Source organism: Clostridium sp. Marseille-P7770, assembly GCF_902143525.1.
Classification (GTDB): domain Bacteria; phylum Bacillota; class Clostridia; order Lachnospirales; family Lachnospiraceae; genus Pilosibacter.
Genome location: NZ_CABFVC010000001.1, coordinates 294074 through 317142, shown reverse-complemented (window position 1 = coordinate 317142; position 23069 = coordinate 294074). Strand labels below are relative to the sequence as shown.

The following is a 23069-nucleotide window of genomic DNA, read 5'->3' as shown; positions in this document are numbered from 1 at the left end:
CTCCACAAGAATACACCGTGATCCTGTAAGGAATATGTCAGCTTTGCTGACCGGAATCATGCACCAAGTCTCACAGATGTTCGGCTCGAAGTGATATGTAGTTAAGAAATTTCGTAGAGTTTACTTCTTTCTTATGGAAAGCAGAGGCTCACTTACCCCATCAAGTCCCACAAGCGCGAAGATCGCCGCAAGGACTCTCTGAGATCCCTTATAGGCGTCTTTGCTGTCATACCACTCGTCAACGGAATGGCAGGCACCGCCTTTTCCGCCTCCGCCGACACAGATTGCAGGGATTCCAAGGCTGATCGGGATATTTGCATCCGTACTTCCTGCGCTTTCATATTCTACAGTCTCATTGCATGCCTCAAAAGCTGCTGCCGCCGCGCTCACGATCTCACAGTTCTTCGGCTGGCTTCCCGCCGGACGGTTTCCGATCTGTTTTACTTCCACAGTGATACGTCCGTTGTGATCAAAGCTGTCCTTAGATTCTTCGTAGGAACGCTCGGTTTCCCAACGGTTATTTTCGTCCTCGACCGCACGTTTGATACACTCCTGAAGCTTTGCATCAAGCTCTTCAAGCTCCTTTAGACCATTGGAACGGATATCGACAAGCATGGAACACTCATACGCGATGGCATTGATGGAGGTTCCGCCGTTTACGACACCGACGGAGAAGGTAGTCTTCGGTTCTCTCGGGGTGCGGAGCTCGGAGATATAGGAGATAGCGCGTCCCATGGCAAAGATCGGGTTTACAAGACCGAAGGCGCCGAAGGAATGTCCACCAGGTCCGCGGAAGGTTACCTCGTAGCGGTGGCTTCCGGTGCCGCCGTGGCAGATCAGACAGCCTGCTCCATCAACGGAGATAAAACCGTCAACATTGTCGGCATTTTGTGAGAAGAAGTGGCGCATGCCGCGGAGGTCTCCGAGACCTTCTTCGCCGACGTTGCCGCCGATGATGATATCACCGACCGGTTTTAAGCCGGATTCTTTGATGGCTCTTGCCAGAGTAAGGATCTCAGCCAGTCCGCGGGTATCATCACCGATTCCGGGCGCGTAGATCTTTGTTCCTTCACGTTTTACCGGGAGCGGAGTTTCCGGTGGGAATACGGTGTCCAGATGAGCGGAGACATAGAGAGTCGGACCGTTTCCGGTTCCATGGATATGGGCGTAAACGTTATGGACCTCGTCCATCACCGGATCAAGACCTGCCTCGGTCAGAAGCTCCTTGAAGCGGGCTGCACGTTTTTCCTCAAAGGGGCTGAAGGAGGAAATCTGAACAAGCTCGATCTGCTGGTCGATGGTGTGCGCTTCATCCTGTTTCAGGTATTCGAAGGCATGAGTCATCTTGTCGGACGTTAAAAGTGTCTGAATCGCTTCTTTCATGTTGGGAACCATCCTTTCGATTTGTATATGATGATATCAGGGACAAAATACCTTTTGATTCCAATATCATATGCTAGAAATATCATAGCGCGAAAAAGAAAGTTTGTAAATAAAACAAAGAAAAACTAATAATTCTGTAAGTATAGTTTATATGAGAAATATCGTCAGAGAACAATAGAAGGGGAGAAGCGTCCGCGTGAAAAGAGTCAGTTAAAATGAGGCAGGGACTGAGGATGGCGAGATAGTAAAAAGCAGGTTCTGCGGCGATGTAAAGATGAATCGCCGCAGAACCTGCAAGTTTATGTTTTATTTCATATGATTATTTTTACTGATCATTCGTAAGCTTCATCTTATCAAAGAGATAGAAGATCAGGCTTAAGATCATGCCGACAACACATGCAAGGACCATACCGGTGAGCTGCACATTGCCGAAGTTTACCTTGATCCCAGAGAGACCGGTTACAAAGATCACGGCAGTCAGGGCCTGGTTTCTGTTTTTGCCGTAGTCGACCTTGGAGTCGACCAGAATACGGAGACCAGAGGTTCCGATCATGCCGTAGAGCAGGAAGGAGATTCCGCCGATGACCGGACCCGGGATCGTCTGGATCAGGGTCGATAATTTACCGATGAAGGAACAGATGATGGAGATCACGGCTGCTCCGGCGATGACCTGAACGCTGTAAACCTTTGTGACAGCCATAACGCCGATGTTTTCACCGTAAGTGGTCGTCGGAACGGAACCGATGAGACCAGATACCATGGTGGAGAAGTTGTCACCGAAGATGCTGCGGTGAAGTCCCGGCTCCTTTAAAAGGTCCCTGCCGACGATCTTGCTGGTAACGACCTGATGTCCGATATGTTCGGAGGTGATGACAAGGATGACCGGCATGATGATCATAATCGCTTCCATATTAAATTTTGGAGCGGTGAAGTTCGGGATCGCAAAGATCGGGGCAGCGGCAACCGCAGAGAAATCAACGATCCCACATGCAACGGCAGCGACATATCCGGCGATCACGGCGATCAGGATCGGGATAACAGATAAAAATCCCCGGAACAGGACAGAACCGAAAACGGCAAAGCCAAGTGTTACGAGGAACACGATCAGATTCTTCGGATCAATGGTCTCGTCCAAGAGTCCCGCATTGCTTGCCGCGCTGGAAGAGAGCTCCAACCCGATCAGGGCTACGACCGGCCCCATGGCAGCAGGCGGGAGAACGACGTCGATCCATTTATATCCGATCTTATAAATGATGAATGCGAGGATACATCCGACGAAACCGACGGCAACGAATCCGCCGAGGGCATATTCATATCCGAATTTTGCGATCACGATACCGGCAGGAGCGAGAAACGCGAAGCTGGAACCGAGATAGGCGGGAGCTTTTCCCTTTGTGATAAAGATAAACATGAGGGTGCCGACACCGTTCATGAAAAGAACGATCGCGGGATTGATTCCGAATAAAAACGGAACAAGCACCGATGCGCCGAACATGGCGAACATGTGCTGGATGCTCAGGGGGATCAAAAGGTTAAAGGGAACCTTTTCGTCCACCTGGATGATTTTATGGCTTTCCATACGGGACCTCCTTAGGTGATGAGTAGTTTTTAGTATTTGCGCCTGCCTATGGATTTCTGGGTTCAGGCATTTTTTCTATTCTATCACATTCTTGTTATTTGTCCAGAAAAATCAGGGGGAAATCGCAGGAAAGGATATGAAGTTAACGAATTTCAGGGCTTCCGCTCTTGACAAAGCTTTGGAATCTCCATATAATGACCCATATAGCCGCGTTAAAGCATGCGGTATATAATGGAAAAGCGATGAAGGGAACAAGTAGGGAAATGACCTGCTCCGCACAGAAAGCTGCCGGTGGATGAGAGGCGCGCGGACTTCTTTTTCTGAATACATCCCGGAGCTGCACACCGAAAGCGTGAACGGAGATATCCGGAAAATGTGAGTAGGCTGTGACGGAACTGGCACCCGTTAGAAATGCCGGGGTCTTTTATGATGAGGACTCCATGAGCCGGAGCGTGTGAGCGTTTCGGGAACATCAGGTGGTAACACGAGCGTATGCCTCGTCCTTTTGGAAACAAGGGACGGGGCTTTTTTTGGCTTCGTCCGGATATAAAAGAGAGAAAGAAGGAGAAAACAAAAATGGGAGTTTACGAAGAGTTACAGGCCCGCGGCTTGATCGCGCAGGTCACAAACGAAGAAGAGATCCGCAAAATGGTAAATGAAGGAAAAGCCGTATTCTATATCGGATTTGACCCGACTGCGGACAGCCTTCATGTTGGACATTTCATGGCACTCTGCTTAATGAAACGTTTGCAGATGGCTGGAAACAAGCCGATCGCGCTGATCGGCGGCGGTACCGGAATGGTCGGAGATCCGTCCGGACGTACCGATATGAGAACTATGATGACGGTTGAGACAATTCAGCACAACTGTGATTGCTTTAAGAAGCAGATGAGCCGTTTCATCGACTTCTCCGAAGGAAAAGCCATGATGGTAAACAACGCTGAGTGGCTTATGAACTTAAATTACATCGATTTCTTAAGAGAGATCGGACCGCACTTTTCCGTCAACAACATGCTCCGCGCGGAGTGCTACAAGCAGAGAATGGAGAAGGGCTTAAGCTTCTTAGAGTTCAACTACATGTTAATGCAAAGCTACGATTTCTACGAGCTGTTCCAGAGATACGGCTGCAATATGCAGTTCGGCGGCGATGACCAGTGGAGCAACATGCTCGGCGGTACAGAACTCATCAGAAGAAAACTCGGCAAGGATGCGCATGCAATGACGATCACACTGCTCTTAAACTCTGAGGGCAAGAAGATGGGCAAGACCCAGTCCGGCGCTGTATGGCTTGATCCGAATAAGACAACTCCGTTTGAGTTCTACCAGTACTGGAGAAACGTCGGCGACGCAGACGTATTAAAGTGCCTGCGCATGCTCACATTCCTTCCGCTTGAGCAGATCGATGAGATGGACAAATGGGAAGGCAGCCAGTTAAATCAGGCGAAGGAGATCCTTGCATACGAGCTTACAAGCCTTGTTCACGGCGAGGAGGAAGCAAAGAAAGCACAGGAGAGCGCACGTGCATTATTCGCAGGCGGCGCTGCGGCAGAAATGCCGACAGCAGAGCTTTCCGACGCAGATCTTTCTGATGGTTCGATCGACCTCCTTTCCATCGTACAGAAATCCGGCCTCTGCGCATCCCGTTCTGAGGCGAGAAGAAACGTAGAGCAGGGCGGCGTTTCCGTAGACGGTGAGATCGTGAAGGATATTAAGGCTGTATACACGAAAGAACAGCTTTCCGGTGAAGGAATCGTTGTAAAGCGCGGTAAGAAGAACTTCAGACGCGTTGTAGTTAAATAGTTACTTTTCATGAGTAGGAATTTTCTGAACTGAAAATTCGTTACAGTTCAGCCATTACATCTTCTTGTTTTCATATTCATGAAAACAAGAAGCTTGGTGGTTCCACCATATGCTGATTTGGATGAAAAGTGCTTATGCAAGCAAGCTTGCAACACACTTTCTCATTCAAACCAGCGCATGGCTGAACTGTAACGTTAAATAAAAAATAAGCTGCGCAGGGGACTGGATTTAGTTCCCTGCGCATGTTAATATAGAGATGTCTGGAAACAGACATTTTCAGATCATGACTGTGAAGATATGAGCAGCTATTGAAAATCCAAAACTGAAGAGACGGACAAACTGCGCTGTCGGTAAATGACGAAGCGGTTCCGCCGGAATGGAGAAAACATGGATATTTTAAACGAAGCTAAGAAAAATTTCGACTACATGGTAAGAATCAGAAGACATATGCACGAGTATCCGGAAAACAGCGGTGTGGAGTATGAGACAGTAAAATATATTGCCTCTGAGCTCGATGCGCTGGGAATCGAGTATGTAGTCGTTCCGGAAGGTGGTATTATCGGACAGATCCACGGCGGAAAACCTGGAAAAACCGTTCTTCTTCGTGCCGATATGGACGCACTTCCGATCAAGGAGAGCAAAACAAACCTCACAAAGGAAAAGGTCTGCATCTCCAAGAACGATGGAATCTCCCACGCCTGCGGACATGACGCCCACACAGCGATGCTTCTCGCTGAGGCAAAGATCTTAAACGAGAATAAGGAAGACTTAAACGGCAATATCGTTCTCCTCTTTGAGCGCGGCGAGGAAGCCGGTGGAAATATCAGAAATCTACTTCCGTATGCTGTTGAGACGATGAAATTAAAGATCGATACCTGTATGGCAACACATGTAAAATGGGATGTTCCGACAGGAACGATCTCCGCGGAGCCGGGCGCTGTATTCTCCGGTGCATACGGATTTATCATCAAGCTTCACGGCCAGGCTGGTCACGGATCCCGTCCGGATCTTGCCCACAGTGTTTTAGACTGCTTCAACAATATCTATAACCATATTAATATGATCCGCATGAAATATGTGGCTCCGACGGATATCCTGACCTGCTCCGTTGGTTTCGTAAACTGCGGAACCGTCCGCAACATTATTCCGGACGAGCTGACCTTCGGCGGTACGATCCGTACCTTCAATGTTGACGGCGCAGGCGCACCGTTTGTAAAACAGATGATGGACGTAGTCGAGAAAGAGTGCGAGCTCTGTCAGTGTACATATGAAATCCTTCATATGCCGGATCCGCTGTTCGAGTGCCAGAACAACGCAGTCTGCAGCGAGATCGCGAAGAACGCAGTAAGAAAGTACATCGGTGAGGATGCTGTTACGGTTGCACAGCCGTGGATGGCATCTGAGAGCATGCAGGCATGCTTAAAGCTCTGGCCGGGTATTATCACCTTCACAGGTATCCAGAGCGAGGAGGCCGGCACCGGCGCAAACCATCACACACCGGAATTCGATGTGGATGAGCGCGGCATGATCTACGGTGTTGCAGCAGCACTTGGATATGTGAAAGATTTCTTAAATTACGATAAGGGGATCCCGTTCAAACCGTTCGCGGGAACCTTAAAGAATCTGGTTGAGAGAAACCTGTAAGAGCAGCAGAAATGGTAAAAAATTATCCATTAATGGATAAAAAGACCGAATCGCAATAAAAAGACCGGTGTATCAAGAAGAAATTTGATATACCGGTCTTTTTGCGCATCTGCGTGGGTACCGAGTTAAAGTCTGTGTTTGAACGAGAGATTGGCAGTTTTAAATAGACAGGGGCAATAAAAGCTGATAATAAGCCCCGTGTTCCGGCACAGCGCGGTTTCCGGCGGTAATGGATCCGCCAAGATAGTGGATGCCGGTCCATACAATCGAAAGACCAATTCCATTTTTTCCACCATCACCCTTATAGAAACGTTCAAAAATATGAGGGAGATCTTTCTCCGTGAATCCCGGACCATCATCCTGTATCAGAAGGATCAGCGAGTTACCATCTGTACTCATACGGATCAGAATCTCGTGATCGGCATATCGCAGACAGTTTGAAAGAATATTTTGTATCACCCGTTTCAACAGTTCCGGATCCGTGTGGATCGTTAGTGGGTGTGCAGCTTCAAGATGTATCACGCAGTCCCTGCGGATCGTACTCATGATATCCACACATTCATCAAGAAACTCCATTACTTCCAGATCTGTCGGATGCAGGTCAAATGTGTGACTGTCCATTTTTGAGAGAGAAAGAATGCTTTCTACAAGGTCAGTCATGCGCAGACTTTCAGAAAGAATGATTCGGGCAGCTTTCTGATGATCCTTTATGACATTGGAAACGATCCCCTGGGAATACCCGGTTATAGACGCAAGCGGCGTTTTCAGATCATGGGAAGCGTTTTGAAAAAACTGTCTTTTTTCTTTCTCGGATCTCCGGATCGTTTCTTCCATCTGATTATAGGATCGTTTTAAAGATTCCAGTTCATTTAAAGAATAGGAATCCTGGATCTGTGCGTCTGTTTCTCCATTGATCTTCTGGATCTGAAGACAAAGACGCCGGATCGGGACAGAGATGGTTTTTGCGATTCCCCATACCAAAAAAGATGATAAAAGCACAGAAGCGATTAAAATCGCAATATACAATTTCCATGTATAATTCCAGAAAACAGATGAATCCGGAATTTGGACAACCGAAACAAAATACTTTGCCCGTACAGGTGTACTGGACGGAAACACATACATACTGATGAACCAGAAGTCTTCAGAAAGTAAAACCCGGGACGGTTTTCCCGAAATCAGTTCACCGGACTGGATCATCTGGCGGCACTGTTCCTCCAAAGCAGATATCGGATAAATATTCTGGTCATTACTGGATTGCGGGAAGACAAGCTTTTGTTTGGAATTAAAAACCAGAAATATACCATTATAAGGCTGATCTCTGAGCTGCAGCCGGACAGAACGAAGCAAAGCTTTTGAAGATTTACGCGTATTTTCCTTAGAATCTGAAGAAGTGTAAGCCGGGTCAGTGCTCAAACGATCTGACTCTGATTGAACCATCCTAATCAGATGCTCTGTTTCTTTCCTGGCAGTGTACTGTACATACCAACGGGAAGAAAGGAAAAAGGTGATTCCGACTCCGAAAGTCATCATAAAAATTACGAGAAAAACTGCAGAAAATAAACGTGTCTGGACACTCTTTCCAATCATATTGATTCGATCCCTTCTGGCTTTCGTTCACTCATACGATAACCAAAGCCCCATACCGTCTCGATCAGGGCAGTAGATCCGAAAGAAAGTAGTTTTTTTCGAAGCCGTTTAATAAAATCCTCCGGCATATCTGCTTCAGGATCAGGACCTTGAAAATGCCAGATCTGTTCGGCTAATTCTTTCTTAGAAACAGCGTTATCTGCCCGTTGTATCATATACAGCAGAAAATCAAATTCTGTCGGCGTTACATTGAGATCATGTTCCTGAATTGTGACTCTGTGGCTGACAGAAAAAAGGACCAGATTTCCACATACAAACCGAGTGACGGGATCAGCCATGCCGGTATCGTAAAAGTGTGGATCAGACCGGCGGAATAATGCCTTTACCCGTGCAACGAACTCTAATGGAAGAAAGGGCTTTGTAATATAGTCATCGCTTCCGAGAGTGATTCCCATAACACGGTCGAGCGGCGTATCTTTGACAGATACAAAAATAATGGGAACGTGGCTTTGACGACGGAAATAGGTACATAGACTGAGACCGTCGATTCCGGGCATCATGATGTCGAGGATAAGCATATCGGGTTCTTTTGCGGAAAAGGCCTGACAGGCTTCCTGACCATTTTTAAACGTCTCTACTGTAAAGCCTTCATTTTCAAGAAATAGCTGCATCATTGTACGGATATTTGACTCATCATCTACTACATAGATCAGTTTTGGCATGATAAATTACCTCGTTTGTATTTATGTTTTCATATTAACATGAAAGTTTAAAACCGTAAATGATTGCCGCATTCTTGCCACACAGATGAACTGGTAATGCACACAGGGATAACGGTATGATTACTTCCTATTAGGAACACTGTAAATACAAGGCTTTTCGGAGCCTACAAACCAGAAAAAATAATATTTGATCTATCACATTACGCAAAAAGCCGTCCGGCATGAAAAACGGGCGGCTTTTTTGCGTGGATAGACGGAAAGGAGGCACAAAAATAACTACAAAATTTTAGCGTTCAAATTTGTGCAACTTTAACGAAAAGGAGGATCGTAAATGGCCGATGAAAAATTGAATACTGGCCCTGCGGAGAATATTTCTCCGGAGGCCGCCGAGCCTATCGCCACACCCGAACAGTCCGCAGCATCTGAACCCCAGCAGGAACAGACCGGGCCTGCCATACCTGAGCCCGGCGATGTGGTTGTGTCCTTTGACAAAATCAATGAGCTTATGGCAGAAAAGAGACAGAACGCCCGCGCCGAAGTCGAAAAGGCGGAAACCCCCGAAGCGCCGGAGGCGGCAGCCCCCGGAGAAACACCGCAGCCCGCCAATACGGAGGAACCGAAAAAGCCGCGCCGTGGCCGTCCGCCGAAAGCAGAAAAGGCCGCGACTGAAAATCAAAAATCGGAGAAATCGGCTGGGCCCCGCAAGGGCCGCCCACCCAAGGCGGATAAGACGGCCCCTGACAAGCCCAAGCCGTCCAAACGAGACAAAGTGTCCCGAAGTGACGGAAAGGCCCCGGATGCCAAGGAGCCCATTAAGCCCGCACAGGATACGGCACCGAAGGAAACTGCTACTGCGGAACAGACGGCTCCCGAGCCGACCACACCGCCCCGCCCGGTTGAGGAAGGCAAGCTGGTTTATCTGAAACTTTCCGAGGTTCATCCGTTTCACACATTCCGTCCGCACCCCTTTAAGGTACGGGACGATGCGAAGATGCAGGAAATCGTTGCTTCTATCCGCGTAAACGGTGTAATGGTTCCCGGTCTTGCCCGCCCGGAGAAAGACGGAAACGGCTATGAAATTGTAGCGGGCCATCGCCGTACCCACGGCAGTGAACTGGCGGGGCTGGAGGAAATGCCCTTTATTGTCCGTGAAATGACCGACCACGAAGCGGTGCAGGCCATGAAGGACAGCAACAAGCAGCGTGACGGGATGCTCCCCAGTGAATTGGCCGCGCTGCTGGAACTTGAGGTTGAGGACATTAAGCATCAGGGCGGGCGGCTGAAAGGCGTTGCGGAAGGCGATGTTGGAAAACGCTCGGTTGAGATTGTGGGCGAGGCGCATGAGATGAACTATAAAAAGGTCATGCGCTACTTGCGGCTCAACTCTCTTGTGCCGGAGCTTCTGGATAAGGTAGACGATAAAAAGATGGGCTTTATGCCTGCCGTGGAACTGTCCTACATCAAACCGAAAAATCAGAGGCTTATTGCTGTTTCCATTGACGGGGAGCAGGCTTCGCCCTCGCTGGCCCAAGCTAAACGGCTCCGGGAGCTGGATAAGGAAGGCAAGCTCAACGGCGATGTCATTGACGGTATCTTATCAGAACAGAAAAAGGAGGATCGAGGCGTGATTATTTCTACTGCGGAACTGGAAAAGTATTTTGGCAAGGAGGTCACTCCCGCCAAAATGAAAGAACAGATTATGTCCCTGCTGGATGACTGGAAAGAAAAACAGCCGCCGGAGCTGGCAAAAGCCCCGAAAAAGCAGGAACTTGACAAGTAACAACTTCGAGACACTTTGTCCCGAAGGCCCCGCCCTCGCGCAGAGGCTCTGGTGGTATATATCCCCCGTCGCCGCCTGCTTTTTAGTACAGCCGGGAGTGGACCGTCAAGGGTGCAGCGCACCGCCGTTTTCGGCGGCTCGCCCTTGACGGTCTGCCCCGGCTGTGCTATTTCCCCGGCAAGCGGCGGGGGTATATCCTCCAGAGCCGCCCCCTTTCCCAAGACTGGGAAAGGGCGTGGGGTTTGGGTTGAACTTTCTTATTAAAATATCGGAGGTATGAACGATGAAACGACCCCTTGCTTATATCACCGCTGCATGGCTCGGCGGCGATAGTGAAAACGCAGAACTGGCGGCGCAGTATTGCCGCACCGTGTATGAGGCAGGCTTTTCTCCTATTTGCCCGCCTTTGTACTTGCCCCTGTTTCTCAACGATGCTGTTCCCGAGGAGCATAAAAGCGGCATCGACATGAGCCGTGACCTGCTCCGCCGTTCTCATGTGCTGGTTGTCTGCGGGCACAGTATGACCGAATCCATGAAAAATGATATTGCCGTGGCCCAGCGGCTGGGAATTACGGCAACAACCCTTGAGGGTATCCTGACCGTCAAGGGGCAGGGTCGTCGCTGATGGCGACCCTGTTTGAAGCCTACGTTACCAACGCCGGAAAGTACAGCGAGGGCCAGCTTGTGGGTGAAACACTGAAATTTCCCACAACCGCCCAGGAGGTGGAGGCTCTCTTGAAACGGATCGGCGTGGATGGCGTCCGCTATCAGGAAATTTTTATTACCTCTTTCGATGGGGATGTGCTGGGGCTCTATGACCATTTGAGCGAGTATGAAAATCTGGACGAGCTTAATCATCTGGCCTGCCTGCTTTCCGAGCTTACCTCATCGGAGCTGGAAACACTGGAGGCCGTCCTCGACAGTGGCGATCACTGTTCTTCGGTGCGGGACATCATCAATCTGACACAAAATCTGGACTGTTACGGCTTTTACCCCGGCGTATCCGATGAGGAAACGCTGGGGCGTATTTATGTGGACGATCTGGAAATGTTGGATGTGCCGGATCAGGTAAAACCGTATTTCGATTATGAGGCGTATGGCCGGGATGCCTGCATCCACGAAAACGGCCATTTTGCCCCGGGCGGCTATGTTGTCAAAGAAAGCGATCATTTCGTGAAAGTGTATCACGGCTTGCAGGATATTCCCAAGGAACATAAAGTGTTCTCTTTCCCGAAGCTCTCGATCCGGGAGCAGATGGCGGCTTATCAGGAAATCATAGACGGTTCTTCTTTGGAGGGCTACCGTCAAATGCAGAAAAAAGACCGTGGGGATCGGTGATGGCACTTCGAGACAAATTGTCCCAAGGAAGGAGGCGGTGTAACTGATTGATGAAGATATTTCCCGGCGCACGATAGCCATATCTGTAAAAACGACCAAGCTGACGGCGCGGGGACTGGTGTATGTGCTGGGCATGGTGGGTCGGAAGATCCGCAAGGCATACCGTGGGCGGCAAGTACCGCATGGCAAACAAAGTGTGCGAAAGCTCATGGCCCACGGCACAGCCACAAACAGCATTGAGCTATCCGGGGATGCCAAGTCCTTTGACCGCGTGGCCCGGAAATGGAATGTGGACTATGCGTTCTATAAAACCGGGCCGGACAAATACCTGTTGTTTTTCAAGGCTGGACAGGCAGACGCAATGACCGCCTGCTTTTCTGAGTATTCCCGGAAGGTGTTAAGCAAAGCAAAATCGAACCGTGTTCCCATCCGGGAACAAATGAAACAGGCGGCGGATCATCTTTCCAAAGAAAAGCCGAAACAAAAAGAACGTGCAAAGGAGGTGGCCCATGAGGACAGATAAGATCAGAAAATATCTCATTCCGAACATTCCCTATCTGTTCATCCTGTGGGCGTTCCTCAAGCTGGGAACGGCCTACCGGCTGGCGGCGGGTAACGATTTTGCACATAAGCTCATCGGGCTGGGCCAGACGATTGGCCCGGCCTTTGCTGACTTTGCACCCGGTCTTGCCCCGCTGGATTGGCTTGTCGGCATTGTGGGCGCAATCGTTTTCCGGCTGCTGATCTATTTCAAAAGCAAGAACGCTAAGAAGTTTCGGCGGGATGCAGAATACGGCAGCGCCCGGTGGGGAACGGAAAAAGACATCAAACCGTTTGTTGATCCTAAGTTTGAAAACAACATGATTTTGACCGGGACGGAGTTTCTCACGATGAACACCCGCCCTAAAATCCCCGCAAATGCCCGAAACCTGAATTGCTGCATTATCGGCTCATCCGGCTCCGGCAAAACCCGCTTCTGGCTTACGCCCCAGCTTTTACAGGCCCATTCCTCTTATGTGGTGGTCGATCCCAAAGGTGGTGTGCTGGGACAGGTCGGGGCTTTCCTGCAAAAACGCGGGTACAAAATCAAGGTATTCAACAGCATAGATTTTTCAAAATCCATGCACTATAACCCGCTGGCGTATATCCGCAACGAGGCCGATATTCTGAAATTCGTGGATGCCCTGATTTCCAACACCAAGGGCGAGGGCAAGGAAGGCGATCCATTCTGGACGAAATCGGAAACGCTTTTGTACTGTGCTCTGATCGCCTACATCATTTTCGAGGGGCCTGCCGAGGATCGGAACATGAATACCCTTGTGGATATGATTTCCGGCATGGAGGTCAAGGAGGATGACGAGGACTTTATGAACGCGGTGGATTATATGTTTGCCGGGCTCGAAAAGCGCAAGCCGGATTGTTTCGCAGTCAAACAGTATAAAAAGTACAAATTGGCCAGCGGCAAGACGGCAAAAAGCATTTTAATTTCCTGCGGTGCGCGGCTGGCTCCCTTTGACATCCCGCAGCTTCGTGAAGTCATGGCCTATGACGAATTGGAGCTTGACCGCATCGGAGATCGGAAAACAGCGGTATTCTTCATCATTTCCGATACCACGCAGACCTACAACTTTTTAGTGGCGCTTGCTTTTTCGCAGATGTTCAACCTCCTGTGTGAACGGGCGGACAATGTTCACGGTGGCCGCCTGCCGCACCATGTACGGGTGCTGTGGGACGAGGCAGCCAACACGGGACAGGTGCCCCAGCTCGAAAAGCTGGTCGCGGTTATCCGCTCCCGCGAGGTGAGTCTTTGCCTGTTGTATCAGCAGTTGGCACAATGCAAGGCCATTTACGATAAGCACGCCGAGACAATCCTCGGCAACATGGACAGCGTGGTGTTCCTTGGTGGCCGCGAAGCCAGCACCATCAAGGAAATATCCGAGAACTGGCTGGGAAAAGCCACAATCAGTATGCAGACCGACAGCCGCTCCCGTGGTCAGTCGGAAAGCTACAGTCAAAATACCCAGCGGCTGGGCCGGGAACTGATGACCCCAGCCGAACTTGCAACCATGCCGGGAGATAAATGTATTTTGCAGCTTCGGGGCCTGCCCCCGTTCTTTTCTCCCAAGTATGATCTGAAACGGCATCCGAACTACCGCTATACGGCGGAGGCCGATAAACAGAAAAACGCTTTTGACCTCGACAGGCTCATTAACCGCCGCAGGCGGCCCGGGCTGAACGAAGCGTGTACGATGTATGAGGTAGCTGTGCCGGACGATGCACTCACGGAAGAGGACGAGGACATCCTCAACTATGATGACATCGACGATCCAGACGCCTTTGCATAAACGCTTCGAGACAAAGTGTCCCGAAGTTTGTAACCTGCCGCCTGTATGGGCGGCTTTTTTGTTACCGGGAAAATCCCGGAGAAATGGAGGCTTATATGGCATTTTTCTCATCTGCAATCGACACTTTACAGACCCTCGTTATTGCTCTCGGTGCTGGCCTTGGCGTGTGGGGCGTGGTTAATCTGCTGGAGGGCTACGGCTCGGATAACCCGGGCTCCAATGCTCATGTGCGGTAAAGTAATAAAAAGATTTAGGTAGCCGCCTTAACTATTCCTAAATAAGATAATATGCACAGTATTTTCTCGTAAATAGAAAATAAATTATTGCATTTTACCAATTATTATGTTAAAATGACAATGTAACAAAGAGCTATGTATTTTTAAGGAAAGGGAGGAACTTATAAATTTAAGAAAATCTATTTTAGCACTTTCAGTAGTAGCTGGAATTGTAGCTGCTCCAATGACTGTATTTGCCGCTCATACTCATAGTTGGGGTTCTCCCCAGTACTATGGATATGAAGATGAAATGCCTGGTATATATGATGACTGGGATAAATGTGCGACACGTCATGTATATAATTACAAACAATGTTTAATTTGTGGAGAAGTAAGCATTTATGAAGTTGAGACGATTGAAATGTCTCACAAATGGGTGAATGGTGCATGTGTATATTGCAACAAAGGTTACGCGAAAGAGATAAATTAACATAGTATCATTACCGGCAAGTTTATAATCAAAAAATAGAAAGCATTTAGAATATTTCAAAATTTCTTGAAAGTACTCTCAGTGCTTTCTTTGATAATATGAAAGGAGAAATAAATGCAAAAAAAACAACTTTCTGTATTAGTACTAATTATTTTATGCTTTTTATTAGGATGTAACAGAGAAACACCAAAAGATGAATCTCAACAAAATTATGAAGATGAATCTAATATTTCTAAAACAAATGGAGAAGAACTTGTAAATATAAACAGTGAATTGTTAGGTTCGACTCCTTTTGATATCCAAATCGATAAAACAGCATTGCAGACTAGAAAAGAAACAGAAACAGAAGTTACAATAAAGACAAATTTAACAGACTGGGGTTATACTGTTTCTTCTGAAAAAGGGAAAATATCTGATATAAATAAAAATTCATTCATATATATAGCACCTAAAGATGAGAGGGATGATACTATAAAAATACAATTATCGGACTATGAAAATGGCATATCATATGAATATACAATTCCACTTATTTTTGCGGGAAACAATGAACATTCTTTAGATAAATTCAAGGAAAATCTTTCAAGATTACCTAATAGTTAGTAAAGAGTCGATAGACTAAAGTACCACCATCCTCTTTTATTTCAACTGAATATCCATCCCGCCGCACCGCAGCGGCACATGAAGCAGTAAATCCGAAAAAGATTTGCTGCTTTTTTTGCGTCCATTTTTGGCAAATTTCCAAAAGTTCCGTATTAGACAGTGAAACCAAAAAAGGCTGCCATTTTTTTCAGACAGCGGGCAAAACGCAGCTTCCGAAACGCCTTATTGTCGGGAAAGACCGAGCCGCCGGAAAAGTTCTTGCCGGAAAGTCCGTCCATTCTGCTCTTTTGTGGTTTGTAGGGAGTAAGGGAAAAACGCCAGCCCGCAGCCTTTTATAAAAAAAGCTGGTTATAGATTTTCTGAAAAAGTGGCAGTAGCAAGTGAACGGCAGGCCGGCAGTTTCTTAGAGCAAGATTCTACCGAGGTGCCAAAATTCGCTTATCGCTCATTTTGCCCCTGCGGGAATCTTGTTGGGGAGTGCCTTCCCCAAACCCTGCTTATGCGGCTTGCGCCGCTGAAAAACCCCTCAAAATATTTTTCGGATTTTTCAAAAACAGTTCCGCTTCACACCCTGTTTTTCTCCTATTAGTGAGAGGACACCACGCACAGAAAGGAGGTCAACCACCTATGAAACGATACAACACGCCGCACCGCAGCCGGGTAGTCAAAACACGCATGACCGAGGAAGAATACGCCGAGTTTGCCCAGCGGCTTTCTGCTTACCACATGAGCCAAGCCGAGTTTATCCGGCAAGCCATAACCGGGGCAGCCATACGCCCCATCATAACCGTTTCCCCCATCAATGACGAGCTGCTTGCCGCTGTCGGGAAGCTGACCGCCGAATACGGGAGGATCGGCGGCAACTTAAACCAGATAGCCCGGACGCTGAACGAGTGGCACAGTCCCTATCCGCAGCTTGCCGGGGAGGTACGGGCGGCGGTTTCCGACCTTGCTGCCCTAAAGTTTGAAGTCTTGCAGAAAGTGGGTGACGCTGTTGGCAACATTCAAACATATCAGCTCTAAAAACGCCGACTATGGCGCAGCGGAAGCCTATCTCACATTTGAGCATGACGAGTTTACCATGAAAGCCACCCTTGATGAAAACGGGCGGCTGATACCGAGGGAGGATTACCGCATTTCTTCCCTCAACTGCGGGGGCGAGGATTTCGCTGTTGCCTGTATGCGAGCCAATCTCCGCTATGAGAAAAACCAAAAACGGGAAGATGTGAAAAGCCACCACTATATCATCAGCTTTGACCCACGGGACGGGACAGACAACGGCTTGACCGTAGACCGGGCGCAGGAGCTGGGCGAGCAGTTCTGCAAGGAGCATTTCCCCGGACACCAAGCCCTAATCTGCACCCACCCGGACGGGCATAACCACAGCGGGAATATCCATGTGCATATCGTCATCAACTCCCTGCGGATTTACGAAGTCCCGCTTCTGCCCTACATGGACAGACCAGCCGACACGCTGGAGGGCTGCAAGCACCGCTGCACCAACGCCGCTATGGAATATTTCAAGAGCGAAGTCATGGAAATGTGCCACCGGGAGGGGCTTTACCAAATCGACCTCTTGAACGGCAGCAAGGAACGGATAACCGAACGGGAATACTGGGCGGCAAAGAAAGGGCAGCTTGCCCTTGACAAAGAGAACGCCGCCAGAGAAGCCGCCGGACAGCCGACCAAGCCCACCAAGTTTGAAACGGACAAGGCGAAGCTGCGCCAGACGATACGGCAGGCACTTTCCCAAGCTGGCAGCTTTGACGAGTTTTCTTCCCTTTTGCTGCGGGAGGGTGTGACCGTCAAGGAGAGCCGGGGGCGGCTTTCCTACCTCACGCCGGACAGGACAAAGCCTATCACAGCCCGAAAGCTGGGGGACGATTTTGACAAGGCTGCTGTCCTTGCCCTGCTCACGCAGAACGCCCACAGAGCTGCCGAACAGACCAAAGCCATACCCGAATACCCTGCCGCAGTTAAAAAGCCGTTACAAGGGGAAAAAGCTGCAAAAACCACCCCGGCAGACAACACCTTGCAGCGCATGGTTGACCGGGAAGCCAAGCGAGCCGAGGGCAAGGGCGTGGGCTATGACCGCTGGGCGGCAAAGCACAACCTAAAGCAAATGGCAGCTACCGTTACCGCCTATCAGCAGTACGGCTTTTCCTCCCCGGAGGAACTGGACGAAGCCTGTTCTGCCGCCTATGCCGCCATGCAGGAAAGCCTTGCGTGGTTGAAGCAGGTGGAAAAGACGCTGAACGGGAAAAAGGAGCTGCAACGGCAGGTGCTTGCCTATTCCAAGACCCGCCCTGTCCGGGACGGGCTGAAACAGCAGAAAAACGCCAAAGCAAAAGCAGCCTACCGTCAGAAGCATGAAAGTGACTTTATCATAGCAGACGCAGCCGCCCGCTATTTCAGGGAGAACGGCATTTCCAAGCTGCCGAGCTATAAATCCCTGCAAGCAGAGATTGAAAGCCTTATCAAAGAGAAAAACAGCGGCTACAACGATTACCGGGCAAAACGGGAGGAGTACCGCCGCTTGCAGACTGTCAAGGGCAATATCGACCAGATTTTACGCCGGAGCGAGCCGCAGCGCAGAAAGGAGCAGAGCCATGAACGGTAATATCCCCCGCATGGACTACCGCCAGTACCGGGCAGCCCGCCGCCTTGTGCATGAGTGCTGCAACTATGACAGCGGGAACTGCCTGCTGTTGGAGGACGGCGAGCCTTGCGTGTGTGTACAGAGTATCAGCTATTCGCTGCTCTGCCGCTGGTTTACCGCCGCTGTCCTGCCCCTTGATGAAGCACTGGAAGCCGCCCTCTTGCGCCGGGGAAGCCGGAAACGCTGCGCTGTCTGCGGGGCGTTCTTCTTCCCAAAATCCAACCGGGGGAAATACTGCCCGGACTGCGCCGGACGCATGAAGCGGATAAACGCCGCCAAACGGAAGCGGAAACAAAGGGAGAAATGTCACGCTTTAGGGCATTTCAAACCCGCATAAATCAAGGCTTTTTTGGAGGGTGTCAAAGGGTGCGTGATACATTTATCCTTTTCCCTTAAAAACGCCCCCTAAAAGCGTAACAGAACCCACAGACAGACACCACAAGGAGGTGAACCCTATCGCTGATTATATGACCGCAGGAACGGAGCTGCCCGCTTACCTGCCTTACCCCCGTTTCCTGCTGGAAACAGACCTATCCCACACCGCAAGAGAGTTATATGCGCTGCTGTTAGACCGTTCCACCCTTTCGCAGAAGAACGGCTGGCAGGACAGCGAGGGACGGACATACATTGTCTACCCCATAGCAGAGATAGCGGAAATGCTGGATAAAGGCTGCACCACCATAAAGGGCGCACTGAACGAACTGGACGCTGCCGGGCTGCTGGAACGCAGACGGACGGGCTTTTCTGCCGCCAACCGTCTGTATGTGAAAGTGCCGCCTATCCCAGTGGTACAGTTTTCCGACCAACTGACGGACGGAAAACCGCCCCTCATAAGGGCGGGAAACCGACCAACTGACAGCCGGAAAACTGACCTTATGACGGTCGGAAAACCGTCCCCTAACCAAACTAATATAAACAACCTAATAGAGAGCCAAACAAAAGGAGCGAGTGAGGGGCAGCCCCCCGCCGCTTATGGCAGATATAAAAATGTATTTCTTTCTGACACAGAACTTTTGGAGCTGGAACAGGACTTCCCCGGCAAGTGGGAGTATTACCTTGACCGCCTTTCCTGCCACATCGCTTCCACCGGGAAGCAGTACCAGAGCCATGCAGCCACCATTTACAAGTGGGCGCAGGAGGACGCTGCCAAAGAGAAGCCAAAGAAAGGCATACCGGACTATTCATTCAAGGAGGGAGAAAGCCTATGACCGATACAATCCACAACACCATACTGCCTATGACCGACACCACAGCCGAGCCGGAGGATTACACCGGGGAGGACGGGCTTTTATACTGCGGCAAATGCCGGAAACCCAAAGAAGCCTATTTCCCGGAGGGCAAGACCTTTTTCGGGCGTGACCGCCACCCGTCAGAGTGCGACTGCCAGCGGGCAGCCCGTAAGGAACGGGAAGCCGCCGAGAAGCGGCGCAGCCACCTTGAAACGGTGGAACGGCTGAAACGGCAGGGCTTTACAGACAAGACCATGCAGGACTGGACATTTGCCAACGATAACGGCAGCTGCCCGCAGATGAAGAACGCCGCCGGATATGTGGCACGCTGGGAACAGATAAAGGACGGGAACTACGGGCTGCTCTTGTGGGGCAGGGTAGGCACTGGGAAAAGCTATTTTGCCGGGTGTATTGCAAACGCCCTCATGGAGCAGGAAGTCCCGGTGTGCATGACAAACTTTGCAGCAATATTAAACGACCTTGCCGCCAGCTTTGCGGGCAGGAACGAATATATTTCCCGCCTTTGCAGCTTCCCCCTGCTCATCATTGACGATTTTGGAATGGAGCGTGGCACAGAATACGGTCTGGAACAGGTCTACAATGTGATTGACAGCCGCTACCGGAGCAGGAAGCCGCTGATTGTGACGACCAACCTCACGCTGGAGGAATTGCAGCACCCGGAGGACACCGCCCACGCCCGGATTTATGACCGCCTGCTTGAAATGTGTTCCCCTCTCTGCTTTACCGGGGAGAATTTGAGGAAAGCCGCCGCACAGGGAAAAATGGAACAGCTGAAACGGCTGCTTGCCGGAAAGGAGATTTGCCTATGACCGACACCCAGAGAAACAAACGCCCTGCCCGCCGCCCGGACTGCGTGACCGAAACGAGGATAGGCAACACAATCCTTGTGGTGTCTGGCTTTTTCAAGGAGGGGGCGACCGACACCGCCGCTGACAAGATGATGAAAGTGCTGGAAGCAGAAGCCGCCGCCGGATATTTGACCTGTGATAAGCCTGATTGAAAAACCGTCATTTTTACCGACCGTAAAGAAGCAGATTTGACGCTTTTGCCGCTATACAGACAGCCGCCCCATGTGGTACAATCAAGGTACGGAATAGTGGGGCTGGCTGTCGGAAACGGAGGAATTTATGTTAAGACAGACCACCCAGCAACTCATTACCGCCCTTTACCCAAGACTGTCCCATGAGGACGAGCTGCAAGGCGAGAGCAATTCCATTTCCAACCAAAAGAGGATTTTGGAAACCTATGCCAAACAGAATGGATTTTCTAATCTGCGCTGGTACACCGACGACGGTTATTCCGGTGCGAACTTTCAAAGACCCGGATTTCAAGCCATGCTTGCAGACATTGAAGCAGGGAAAGTCGGGACAGTTATCGTCAAGGATATGTCGAGGTTAGGGCGAAACTACTTACAGGTGGGAATGTACACAGAAATGATTTTCCCACAGAAAGGTGTCCGCTTCATCGCTATCAATGACGGAGTGGACAGCGCACAGGGGGAAAATGATTTTGCCCCGCTGCGGAACATTTTTAACGAATGGCTGGTGAGAGATACGAGCAAGAAAATCAAGGCAGTAAAACGCTCTAAGGGCATGAGCGGAAAGCCCATCACAAGCAAGCCCGTCTATGGCTACCTCATGGACGAGGACGAAAACTTTATCATTGACGAGGAAGCCGCCCCGGTGGTACGGCAGATTTACAGCCTTTGCCTTGCCGGGAACGGTCCGACCAAGATAGCCCGTATGCTGACCGAGCAGCAAATCCCCACGCCGGGGACGCTGGAATACCGCAGGACGGGCAGCACCCGCCGCTACCACCCCGGCTATGAGTGCAAGTGGGCGACCAATACCGTGGTTCATCTGCTGGAAAACCGGGAATATACGGGCTGTCTGGTAAACTTTAAGACCGAGAAGCCGTCCTACAAGCTGAAACACAGCATAGAAAATCCCCCGGAAAAGCAGGCGGTTTTTGAGAACCACCATGAGCCTATCATTGACCGGGAAACGTGGGAACGGGTGCAGGAGTTACGCAAGCAGCGCAAACGCCCCAACCGTTATGACGAAGTGGGCTTGTTCTCCGGCATACTCTTTTGTGCCGACTGCGGCAGCGTCATGTACCAGCAGCGATACCAGACGGACAAGCGCAAGCAGGACTGTTATATCTGCGGAAGCTACAAGAAACGCACCGCCGACTGCACAGCGCACTTTATCCGCACTGACCTCTTGACCGCTGGCGTACTCTCCAATCTGCGGAAAGTTACCAGCTATGCGGCAAAGCATGAAGCCCGGTTTATGAAGCTTTTAATCGAGCAGAATGAGGACGGGGACAGACGCAGGAACGCCGCCAAGAAAAAGGAGCTGGAAGCCGCCGAGAAACGCATAGCCGAGTTATCTGCTATCTTCAAGCGGCTGTATGAGGACAGCGTAACCGGGCGCATATCGGACGAGCGTTTCACAGAGCTGTCGGCAGACTATGAAGCCGAGCAGAAAGAACTGAAAGAACGTGCCGCCAGACTGCGGGAAGAACTTTCCAAAGCGCAGGAAGCCACCGCAAACGCTGAAAAGTTTATGAATGTGGTACGCAGGCACACTACCATTGAAGAACTTACCCCTACTCTGCTGCGGGAGTTTGTGGAGAAAATCGTTGTCCATGAAAGCGTTGCCCTTGACGGGAAACGCCGGGGCAAGTTACGCAGACAGGAAATCGAAATCTATTATTCTTTTGTCGGCAAGGTAGAACTGCCCGACACCTAACCGCCCGACCTATCCGACATACCTCATGTGCCGGATAGGAACGGCAAAATTTTTTACACTTCTATTACTTCTTTATCACACATAAGCAAAGTCCCAGGGCATGAAGCAGCTCATGGCTAATTAGTTGGAACAAAAAACGAAAGGAAAAGCACAATCCAGACGGTATCAGCGGCAGGCTACAAGAATAAATTGTGATTTCACAAGATTGGTGCTATAATAAGAGAAAAGTTCCTGCCGGGGCAGCCGCCCCGGTGGTATAGATAGAAAGGCAGGAAAACAATATGCACATCAGCTATAAGCCACTCTGGCACACACTGTTAGAGCGTGATATGAGAAAAGAGGATTTAAGGCTTGCCGCTGGTATGACAACAAATATGATTGCCAACATGAGCAAAGAGGGAAAGCACATCAGCATGGATACATTAGCCCGTATCTGCGAAACGCTGAATTGTGAGATTACCGATGTGATTGAGTTAGTACCAGACGAGCCTGCTTCCACAGGAGGTAAGGAACATGAGCGAATTGAAACCAAGAATAACGGAAAACGGAATTGATTATATCCTTGTCGGAGATTATTACATCCCGGACTTGAAACTGCCGGAGGAACACCGCCCTATCGGAAAGTACGGACGGATGCACCGGGAATATTTAAGGGAAGTCCACCCAGCCAGATTGAATACATTGATACTGACCGGGGAATTGTGGACATATCTTGCAGACCTGAACGAACAGGCACAGGAACGGTTAGACACCATCATGGAGCAGATGAAAACTGCCGAGGGCGTAACCGAGGAATTGAAGCGTACCCACCAAATGGAATGGGTGCAGCGTTGCAATAACATTCATAACCGGGCAGAAGAAATTGTTTTGCATGAGATGATTTATTCATAACGGGAGCAATTAAATCGGAGGTATATA

Annotated in this window: 21 protein-coding genes and 1 pseudogene; 18 read left to right on the top strand and 4 right to left on the bottom strand. The window is 49.9% G+C overall.

Annotated features, from left to right (window positions below; genetic code table 11):
* Positions 1-120 precede the first annotated feature (120 nt).
* Together FN001_RS01470 and uraA are read right to left on the bottom strand one after the other, a co-directional pair.
* Positions 121-1383 (bottom strand): M20/M25/M40 family metallo-hydrolase, encoded by a 1263-nt coding sequence (locus tag FN001_RS01470; RefSeq protein WP_185911803.1) that lies wholly within the window; start codon positions 1381-1383, stop codon positions 121-123.
* Positions 1384-1708: 325 nt separating this feature from the next.
* The gene (gene uraA, locus FN001_RS01465) at positions 1709-2962 is read right to left on the bottom strand and encodes a uracil permease (RefSeq protein ID WP_142410556.1); all 1254 of its coding nucleotides are present in this window, start codon (positions 2960-2962) and stop codon (positions 1709-1711) included.
* Positions 2963-3538: 576 nt separating this feature from the next.
* Here uraA and tyrS point away from each other — a divergent pair.
* Both tyrS and FN001_RS01455 read left to right on the top strand, forming a co-directional pair.
* Entirely contained in the window at positions 3539-4762 is a 1224-nt protein-coding gene (tyrS, locus tag FN001_RS01460) for a tyrosine--tRNA ligase (RefSeq protein ID WP_142410555.1), read from the top strand.
* Positions 4763-5149: 387 nt separating this feature from the next.
* Positions 5150-6406 carry a M20 metallopeptidase family protein gene (locus tag FN001_RS01455; protein ID WP_243121913.1) on the top strand — a complete coding sequence of 419 codons (1257 nt, stop codon included), beginning with the start codon at positions 5150-5152 and terminating at the stop codon, positions 6404-6406.
* A 159-nt stretch (positions 6407-6565) separates the two neighbouring features.
* On the opposite strand, the gene FN001_RS17935 is transcribed toward FN001_RS01455, so the two are convergent.
* Positions 6566-7432, bottom strand: a complete 867-nt coding sequence (locus FN001_RS17935) for a sensor histidine kinase (protein ID WP_185911802.1) — start codon at positions 7430-7432, stop codon at positions 6566-6568.
* Positions 7433-7992: 560 nt separating this feature from the next.
* Positions 7993-8718, bottom strand: a complete 726-nt coding sequence (locus FN001_RS01445; protein ID WP_142410552.1) for a response regulator transcription factor — start codon at positions 8716-8718, stop codon at positions 7993-7995.
* A 331-nt stretch (positions 8719-9049) separates the two neighbouring features.
* Between FN001_RS01445 and FN001_RS01440 the strand changes: the two genes are divergently transcribed.
* From FN001_RS01440 to FN001_RS01355, 16 genes and pseudogenes are all read left to right on the top strand, one after another.
* Positions 9050-10498: a ParB/RepB/Spo0J family partition protein gene (locus FN001_RS01440; RefSeq protein WP_142410551.1), complete on the top strand. Its 1449-nt coding sequence runs from the start codon at positions 9050-9052 to the stop codon at positions 10496-10498.
* Positions 10499-10781: 283 nt separating this feature from the next.
* The gene (locus FN001_RS01435; protein WP_118533151.1) at positions 10782-11123 is read left to right on the top strand and encodes a DUF7768 domain-containing protein; all 342 of its coding nucleotides are present in this window, start codon (positions 10782-10784) and stop codon (positions 11121-11123) included.
* Positions 11123-11836 (top strand): antirestriction protein ArdA, encoded by a 714-nt coding sequence (locus tag FN001_RS01430; protein WP_142410550.1) that lies wholly within the window; start codon positions 11123-11125, stop codon positions 11834-11836. The genes FN001_RS01435 and FN001_RS01430 overlap by 1 nt, the downstream gene beginning before the upstream one ends.
* A gap of 43 nt (positions 11837-11879) precedes the next feature.
* Positions 11880-12359, top strand: coding sequence for a PcfB family protein (locus FN001_RS01425; RefSeq protein ID WP_486463474.1), 480 nt, complete (start codon positions 11880-11882; stop codon positions 12357-12359).
* Positions 12346-14181: a VirD4-like conjugal transfer protein, CD1115 family gene (locus FN001_RS01420; RefSeq protein WP_142410548.1), complete on the top strand. Its 1836-nt coding sequence runs from the start codon at positions 12346-12348 to the stop codon at positions 14179-14181. Before FN001_RS01425 ends, FN001_RS01420 begins: the two co-directional genes overlap by 14 nt.
* 95 nt (positions 14182-14276) lie before the next feature.
* Positions 14277-14405, top strand: a pseudogene (locus FN001_RS01415) (Maff2 family mobile element protein); the annotation flags it as partial.
* Between the two features lie 595 nt (positions 14406-15000).
* Positions 15001-15489 carry a hypothetical protein gene (locus FN001_RS01405; protein ID WP_002569239.1) on the top strand — a complete coding sequence of 163 codons (489 nt, stop codon included), beginning with the start codon at positions 15001-15003 and terminating at the stop codon, positions 15487-15489.
* Positions 15490-16116: 627 nt separating this feature from the next.
* On the top strand, positions 16117-16512 hold the full coding sequence (locus tag FN001_RS01395; protein ID WP_002594236.1) for a plasmid mobilization protein: 396 nt from the start codon (positions 16117-16119) through the stop codon (positions 16510-16512).
* Positions 16484-18109, top strand: coding sequence for a relaxase/mobilization nuclease domain-containing protein (locus FN001_RS01390; protein ID WP_142410547.1), 1626 nt, complete (start codon positions 16484-16486; stop codon positions 18107-18109). Before FN001_RS01395 ends, FN001_RS01390 begins: the two co-directional genes overlap by 29 nt.
* Positions 18099-18485, top strand: a complete 387-nt coding sequence (locus FN001_RS01385) for a cysteine-rich VLP domain-containing protein (protein WP_002594234.1) — start codon at positions 18099-18101, stop codon at positions 18483-18485. Before FN001_RS01390 ends, FN001_RS01385 begins: the two co-directional genes overlap by 11 nt.
* A 109-nt stretch (positions 18486-18594) precedes the next feature.
* On the top strand, positions 18595-19356 hold the full coding sequence (locus tag FN001_RS01380) for a replication initiator protein A (RefSeq protein WP_425518624.1): 762 nt from the start codon (positions 18595-18597) through the stop codon (positions 19354-19356).
* Positions 19353-20207, top strand: a complete 855-nt coding sequence (locus FN001_RS01375) for an ATP-binding protein (RefSeq protein WP_002594232.1) — start codon at positions 19353-19355, stop codon at positions 20205-20207. Before FN001_RS01380 ends, FN001_RS01375 begins: the two co-directional genes overlap by 4 nt.
* Positions 20204-20398 carry a transposon-encoded TnpW family protein gene (locus FN001_RS01370; protein ID WP_002594231.1) on the top strand — a complete coding sequence of 65 codons (195 nt, stop codon included), beginning with the start codon at positions 20204-20206 and terminating at the stop codon, positions 20396-20398. The genes FN001_RS01375 and FN001_RS01370 overlap by 4 nt, the downstream gene beginning before the upstream one ends.
* 127 nt (positions 20399-20525) lie before the next feature.
* Complete coding sequence (locus tag FN001_RS01365; RefSeq protein ID WP_002594230.1) at positions 20526-22151, top strand: recombinase family protein; 1626 nt, start codon at positions 20526-20528, stop codon at positions 22149-22151.
* 281 nt (positions 22152-22432) lie between these two features.
* Positions 22433-22705, top strand: a complete 273-nt coding sequence (locus FN001_RS01360) for a helix-turn-helix domain-containing protein (protein ID WP_002593556.1) — start codon at positions 22433-22435, stop codon at positions 22703-22705.
* Positions 22665-23042: a TnpV protein gene (locus tag FN001_RS01355; protein ID WP_005927690.1), complete on the top strand. Its 378-nt coding sequence runs from the start codon at positions 22665-22667 to the stop codon at positions 23040-23042. The genes FN001_RS01360 and FN001_RS01355 overlap by 41 nt, the downstream gene beginning before the upstream one ends.
* Positions 23043-23069 lie beyond the last annotated feature (27 nt).